This window comes from Actinomadura darangshiensis, from assembly GCF_004349235.1.
Taxonomy (GTDB): Bacteria; Actinomycetota; Actinomycetes; order Streptosporangiales; family Streptosporangiaceae; genus Spirillospora; species Spirillospora darangshiensis.
On the sequence record NZ_SMKY01000391.1, the window covers coordinates 1 to 6,899 of the forward strand.

At 72.8% G+C, this 6,899-nt stretch carries 5 protein-coding genes and 1 pseudogene; 2 read left to right on the forward strand and 4 right to left on the reverse strand.

Going from position 1 to position 6,899, the window contains the following annotated elements:
• The first annotated feature begins 130 nt into the window (after window positions 1–130).
• On the forward strand, window positions 131–967 hold the full coding sequence (locus E1293_RS42485; RefSeq protein ID WP_132205083.1) for an ABC transporter permease: 837 nt from the start codon (window positions 131–133) through the stop codon (window positions 965–967).
• Between the two features lie 16 nt (window positions 968–983).
• Here the strand turns inward: E1293_RS42485 and glpD are convergent, their stop codons facing one another.
• The 3 genes from glpD to guaB form a co-directional block, all read right to left on the reverse strand.
• Window positions 984–2,723 carry a glycerol-3-phosphate dehydrogenase gene (gene glpD / locus E1293_RS42490; RefSeq protein WP_132205085.1) on the reverse strand — a complete coding sequence of 580 codons (1,740 nt, stop codon included), beginning with the start codon at window positions 2,721–2,723 and terminating at the stop codon, window positions 984–986.
• A 110-nt stretch (window positions 2,724–2,833) separates the two neighbouring features.
• Window positions 2,834–3,949, reverse strand: coding sequence for a GuaB3 family IMP dehydrogenase-related protein (locus E1293_RS42495; protein ID WP_132205091.1), 1,116 nt, complete (start codon window positions 3,947–3,949; stop codon window positions 2,834–2,836).
• Window positions 3,950–4,201: 252 nt separating this feature from the next.
• Window positions 4,202–5,698 carry an IMP dehydrogenase gene (guaB, locus tag E1293_RS42500; RefSeq protein WP_132205087.1) on the reverse strand — a complete coding sequence of 499 codons (1,497 nt, stop codon included), beginning with the start codon at window positions 5,696–5,698 and terminating at the stop codon, window positions 4,202–4,204.
• 242 nt (window positions 5,699–5,940) lie between these two features.
• On the opposite strand from guaB, the gene E1293_RS42505 reads away from it, so the two are divergent.
• Window positions 5,941–6,330, forward strand: coding sequence for a DUF5319 domain-containing protein (locus E1293_RS42505; protein ID WP_132205089.1), 390 nt, complete (start codon window positions 5,941–5,943; stop codon window positions 6,328–6,330).
• Between the two features lie 60 nt (window positions 6,331–6,390).
• Here the strand turns inward: E1293_RS42505 and E1293_RS48185 are convergent.
• Window positions 6,391–6,899 (reverse strand): annotated as a pseudogene (locus E1293_RS48185) (hypothetical protein); the annotation flags it as partial.

The window sequence follows — 6,899 nt, forward strand, 5'->3', positions numbered from 1 at the left end:
CACCCCCGACCGGCCACACACCCCCGACCGACCGCACGGCCCCGACCGACCACACACCCCCGGCCAGCCACACACCCCCGGCCGGCCGCACGGCTCGGACGGCGACCGCCGGCCATGAGGAGCTCAACGCATGAGCACCCCGGCCGCCGGCACGGCGGAGTCCGCCGGCATCGACGTCCTGCTCGCCGCAGGCCGACCGCGCAGCCGTGCCGGGGCATTCGCGGCCTCCGCGACCTTCGGCCGGCGAGCGATGCTCAAGATCAAGCACGACCCGAAGCAGATCGTGGACTCGGTCGCCATCCCGATCCTGTTCACCGTGCTGTTCACCTACCTCTTCGGCGGCGCCATCAGCGGCTCCACGGGCGACTACCTGGAGATCCTCCTGCCCGGCACGCTCAGCATGAGCATCGCCATCGTCACCATGTACGGCGGGGCGCGCCTCGCCCAGGACGTGACGACCGGGGCGTTCGACCGCTTCCGCGTCCTGCCCGTCTGGCGGGGCGCCTTCGTCCTCGGCGGCCTGCTCAGCGACGCGGCCCGCTACCTGTTCGCGTCCGCGATCGTGGTCGTCCTCGGGCTGGTCATGGGCTACCGGCCCGCGGGGGGCGTACCGGGCGTACTCGCCGCGGTGGCCCTGATCGCCGCGTTCGGGGTCTCGCTGTCCCTGCTGTGGGCGGCGGTCGCCCTCCTCGTACGCGACCCGGCCGTCGTCATCAGCATCGCCAACGTCGTGCTGATGCCGCTGTCGTTCGCCAGCAACATCTTCGTCGAGCCCGAGACCATGCCCGGCTGGCTTCAGGCCTTCGTCGACGTCAACCCGCTGAGCCACGTCGCGACCGCCGCCAGGGGCCTGATGAACGACGTCGGCGGCACCGGTGACTCCCTCGCCTGGTCGCTCGTCGCCATCGCCGCCCTCACCGCGGTGTGCGCACCGCTCACCCTCTACCTCTACGGCAGGCAGAGCTGAGGGCGGGCGGCGCCGGTCAGGGTGTGGCGGTGGGGACGATGTCGGGGGCGCCGCGGCGGTGGGCGTCGGCCTCCTGGTCGCCTTCCTGGGTCTGCGAGGCGCGTTCGGCCTCCACCCGCTTCCGGTAGTACTCGATCTCGCGGTCGCGCTGCTTCTTGGACCAGCCGAGGACCGGCGCGAGCAGGTCGGCGGCCTCCTGGGCGACGCGCACGCCGCGGTCCCAGGTCTCGATGGAGATCCGGGTGCGGCGGGCGAGGACGTCGTTGAGGTGGCGGGCGCCCTCGTGGCTGGCGGCGTAGACGACCTCGGCGCGGAGGTAGTCGTCGGCGCCGGTCAGCGGCTTGGCGAGGTCGGGTTTGTCGGAGATCAGTTCGAGCAGGTCGTCCAGCAGGGAGCCGTAGCGGCGCAGGAGGTGCTCGATGCGGGCGACGTGCAGTCCGGAGCGGGACGCGAGGCGGTGGCGGGCGTTCCACATGGCCTGGAAGCCGTCGCCGCCCACGAGCGGGATCCGGTCGGTGCACGATTCGGCGACCTTGCCGTCGAGGCCGTGGGCGACGGCGTCGATGGCGTCCTTGGCCATGACGCGGTACGTGGTGTATTTGCCGCCCGCGACCAGGACGAGGCCAGGCACGGGGTGCGCGACGACGTGCTCGCGCGAGAGCTTGGACGTCTCCTCCGTCTCGCCCGTGAGCAGGGGGCGCAGGCCCGCGTACACGCCCTCCACGTCGTCGTGCGTAAGGGGCGTGGTGAGGACGGAGTTGACGTGGTCCAGGACGTAGTCGATGTCGGCCTTCGAGGCGGCCGGGTGGGCCCGGTCGAGGTCCCAGGCGGTGTCGGTGGTGCCGATGATCCAGTGCCGTCCCCACGGGATCACGAAGAGCACCGACTTCTCGGTGCGGAGGATGATGCCGGCCGAGGAGTGGATGCGGTCCTTCGGGACGACCAGGTGGATGCCCTTGGACGCCTTCACGTGGATCTGGCCGCGCCCGCCGACGAGTTCCTGGATGTCGTCCGTCCATACGCCGGTGGCGTTCACGACCTGCTTCGCGCGGACCTCGCTGGTCGTGTTGCCCTCAAGGTCGCGGATCCGCAGCCCGGTGACGCGCTCGCCCTCGCGCAGGAACCCGAGGCACTGGGTGCGGGACGCGATCTGAGCGCCGTACTCCGCGGCCGTCCGCAGCGCCGTCATGACGAAGCGGGCGTCGTCGACCTGCGCGTCCCAGTACTGGATCGCGCCGGTGAAGGAGTCCTTGCGCAGGGACGGCGCGAGCCGCAGCGCGCCGCGCCGGGTCAGGTGCCGGTGGTGCGGGACGCCCCGGGTGCTGCCCATCTGGAGCGAGAGCAGGTCGTAGAGCGCCACGCCGGCGCCGAAGTACGCGCGCTCCCACACGTGGTGCGTGGTCGGCAGCAGGAACGGGACGGGGCGCACCAGGTGCGGCGCGATCTGCTGAAGCAGCAGCGAGCGCTCGGTCAGCGCCTCCCGGACGAGGTCGAAGTTGTACTGCTCCAGGTACCGGAGCCCGCCGTGGATCAGCTTGGACGAGCGGGACGAGGTCCCGGACGCGAAGTCGCGCGCCTCGACCACCGCGACCGACAGGCCCCGGGTGGCCGCGTCGAGCGCCGCGCCCGCGCCGACGATGCCGCCGCCGACGACGACCACGTCGAACTCCTCGCGGGCCATGCGGTCGAGCGCCGCCGCCCGCTCCGCCGGGCCGAGCCGCGAGCTTCCAAGGCCCGTCACCGGTGATCCCGTCATCGCGCATCCCCCCACAGCGGTTCGGTTTCCGAACGGTTCCTACCCAAGAGTAGGGACGGCTCCACCCCGGAAACGACCGATTCGGCGTGGGTTCGCTCTCAGTGAGCCGATCAGTCGGTGAACCGGCGGGGAGCCACCACGACCTGTACCCGCTGGAACTCCTTCAACTCCGTGTAGCCGGACGTCGCCATGGCGCGGCGCAGCGCCCCGATGAGGTTCATGGAGCCGTCGGCGACATGGGAGGGGCCGTGCAGGATCTGCTCCATCGTCCCGATCGTGCCGAGGTCGAGGCGGGTGCCGCGCGGGACGTCGCCGTGGTGCGCCTCGCTGCCCCAGTGGTATCCGCGGCCGGGCGCCTCGGTGGAGCGGGCGAACGGGGAGCCGACCATGACGGCGTCGGACCCGCACGCGAACGCCTTGGCGATGTCGCCGCTGTTCACCATGCCGCCGTCGGCGATCACGTGCACGTAGCGGCCGCCGGACTCGTCCATGTAGTCGCGGCGGGCGGCGGCGACGTCCGCGACCGCGGTGGCCATCGGGACGGCGACGCCGAGGACGGTCCGGGTGGTGTGCCCGGAGCCGCCGCCGAACCCGACCAGCACGCCGGCGGCGCCGGTGCGCATCAGGTGCAGCGCGGCCGTGTAGGTGGAGCAGCCGCCGACGATCACCGGGACGTCGAGGTCGTAGATGAACTGCTTGAGGTTGAGCGGCTCGGCCCGTCCCGACACGTGCTCGGCGGACACGGTCGTCCCGCGGATGACGAACAGGTCGACGCCCGCGTCGATGACGGCCTTGTGGAACTGGGCGGTGCGCTGCGGCGACAGCCGGGCCGCGACGGTGACGCCGGCCTCGCGGACCTCCTCGATCCGGCGGCCGATCAGCTCCTCCTTGATCGGCTCGGAGTAGATCTCCTGGAGCCGCTGGGTGGCGCGGACGTCGTCCAGCGAGGCGATCTCGGCGAGCAGCGGCTCGGGGTTCTCGTACCGCGTCCACAGGCCTTCGAGGTCGAGGACGGCGAGGCCGCCGAGCCGTCCGAGGGCGATCGCGGTGGCCGGGCTGACGACGCCGTCCATCGGCGCGACGACCAGCGGCATCTCGAACCGGTAGGCGTCGATCTGCCAGGCGACGCTGACCTCCTCGGGATCGCGCGTCCGGCGGGACGGCACGATGCCGATGTCGTCGAAGGCGTACGCCCGGCGGCCGCTCTTGCCACGGCCGATCTCCACCTCAGCAGCCACTGCGCCCTTCCTCCACGTGCTCGATGTTCCCGCAGGCGGCGGGAACAAGCCCCGGAAGAGCTTACGTCAGCGGCGAGCGCCCGCGAGACGCGGCGGTGGCGCCCTCCCGGGCTCTGGCGGCGCCGGGAAAAAGACCGCGCGCCGGCCCTTCCCCCGCAGAAGTGGCCGGCGCGCTCTCGTGTCTTATGATGCGGCGGCCCGGCCGGAGGTTCGGACGGGCCGACGGAAAATCCGGAAAAGTCAGCGGCCCTGGTAGTTGGGGGCCTCGACGGTCATCTGGATGTCGTGCGGGTGGCTCTCGCGGAGGCCGGCGGGGCTGATGCGCATGAGCCGGCCGCGCTCCTGGAGCTCGGGGATCGTGCGCGTCCCCGCGTACCACATGGACTGGTGGAGGCCGCCGATGAGCTGGTGCGCGACGTTGGCGAGCGGGCCCCGGTAGGGCACCTGGCCCTCGACGCCCTCGGGGATCAGCTTCTCCTCGGCGCTGACGTCGGCCTGCGCGTAGCGGTCCTTGGAGTAGGACGCGCCGCGCTCGCGGTTGCGCATCGCGCCGAGCGAGCCCATGCCGCGGTACGACTTGTACTGCTTGCCGTGGACGAAGATCAGCTCGCCCGGGGACTCCTCGACGCCGGCGAGCAGGCTGCCGAGCATCACCGTGTCGGCGCCCGCGACCAGGGCCTTGGCGATGTCGCCGGAGTACTGCAGGCCGCCGTCCCCGATCACCGGGACGCCGCCCTCCTTCGCCGCGCGGGCGGCCTCGGAGATCGCGGTGATCTGCGGGACGCCGACGCCGGCGACGATGCGGGTGGTGCAGATCGAGCCGGGGCCCACGCCGACCTTGATCGCGTCGACGCCCGCGTCCACCAGGACCTTCGCGCCGGCGTAGGTGGCGACGTTGCCGCCGACGACCTGGACGGACGAGCCGCCCTTGATCGCGGCGATCGTGTCGGCGACGCCCTTGGAGTGCCCGTGCGCCGTGTCCACGATGATCACGTCGGTGCCGGCCTCGATCAGCGCACGGGCGCGGCCGAGGGCGTCCTCGCCGACGCCGACGGCCGCGGCGACGAGCAGCCGCCCGTCGGCGTCCTTGGTGGCGTCGGGGTACTGCTCGCTCTTGGTGAAGTCCTTGGTGGTGATGAGGCCCTGGAGCCGGCCGTCGGCGTCCACGAGCGGGAGCTTCTCGACCTTCTCGCCCGCCAGCAGCCGGAACGCGTCCTCCCGCGACACGCCGACCGGCGCCGTGACCAGCGGCATCGGCGTCATGACCTCGCGGACCGGACGGGACAGGTCCGACTCGAAGCGCATGTCCCGGTTCGTCACGATGCCGACCAGCACACCGCGGACGTCGGTGACCGGCACGCCGGAGATCCGGTAGCGGGCGCACAGCTCCTCGACGTCGGCGAGCGTCGCGTCCGGCAGGCAGGTCACCGGGTTGGTGATCATGCCGGACTCGGACCGCTTGACCCGGTCGGCCTCCTCGGCCTGCTCCTCGATCGACATGTTGCGGTGCAGCACGCCGATGCCGCCCTGGCGCGCCATCGCGACCGCCGTCCGCGACTCGGTGACGGTGTCCATCGCCGCCGACAGCAGCGGGATCCGCAGCGAGATGTCGCGGGTGAGCCGGGTCGTGGTGTCGGCCTCGCCGGGCTGCAGGTCGGAGTAGCCCGGCAGCAGGAGCACGTCGTCGAAGGTCAGGCCCTGCGGGAGGAACTTGTCGGACTCGGCGGCGGGGTTCATGACAACCTTCCCGTGGTGGTCGCGGCATCGGGCCAGGTCACGCGGACCCTGTTCCCATGGTAGAGGCTGCGCCCCCGGCGGAACGGTGAGTTGCGCACGGCGGTCACGTGGTCTTGATGACATCCCGCAACAACGGGGACGGTCCTGTACATTCCCGTCTTCCGCGCACGCCACGTGATCGTTTGCGCACGGAGGATACCGGGGGGTGCACCTCGTGGGCCGGTCCGCAGTAGCGTGGTGGTGTGCACGACGACGCTCCGCTCGACCCGTTCGCCGGAGACCCGGAGGATCCGGCGGCGGCGCTGGGCGACCCCGGCGACGACACCGCTCCGCTCAGCGTGACGGAGCGGGAGGACGTGCTGGCCGACCTCGCCGACCTGGAGGTCTTCCGCGCCCTGCTGGAACCGCTCGGCGTCCGGGGCCTCACCGTCGACTGCGGCGACTGCGGCAAGCTCCATTACATCGACTGGGACCTGCTGCACGGCAACCTGCGCCACCTGCTGGACCAGGGGCTCCCCCGCGTCCACGAGCCCGCCCTGTCCCCCGACCCCGTCGACTACGTGAGCTGGGAGTACGCCCGCGGCTACGTCGACGGCGTGATCGACAGCGAAGAGGGCCGCGAAGAGACCTGACCGGTCGGTCGCCCCTGCCCGGGTGCTTCCCCGACGACGACCCGCGCCCGGCCGGACGGGTCAGTCGTCGTTGTCGTGGTGGCGGAGCGCTCGTTTCTGGGCTTCGCGGCGCAGGGCGTCCAGGCGGATGCGCGGCTCGTCGTCGGACGGGTCGTCCGGCCTGGCGGACGGAGCGGAGTTCACCGCGGGGGTCTCGGGGTTCGCGGCCGGGCCCTCCGGACGGTCGGGGCGGCTGCGCGGGAACAGGTGGTCGAGGCGGCGCTTGAGGTGCCCGTGACCGCCGCGGCCCGGGTCGGCGGGCGCCTTGGACGGCGCGGCGGTCCCGGGTTCGGGCGCGGGCCGGACCGGGGGCCGCGGAAGGGTGCGCGTCCCGGCGTCGCTGTCGCCGCGCACGGGCTTGCCCGCGTCGTCCGGCACGCCGGACGCGGCCGGCGGCGGGGACGCGGCGGTGCGGTCGGTGACGCGGCCGCCCGCCGCGGCGACGCCGCTGCTGGCGAGGACGGCGCCGGCCACGCCCAGGGCGACGATGGTGCGCGGCCCGCGGCGGCGCGGCCCGGACGGCGCGGGAG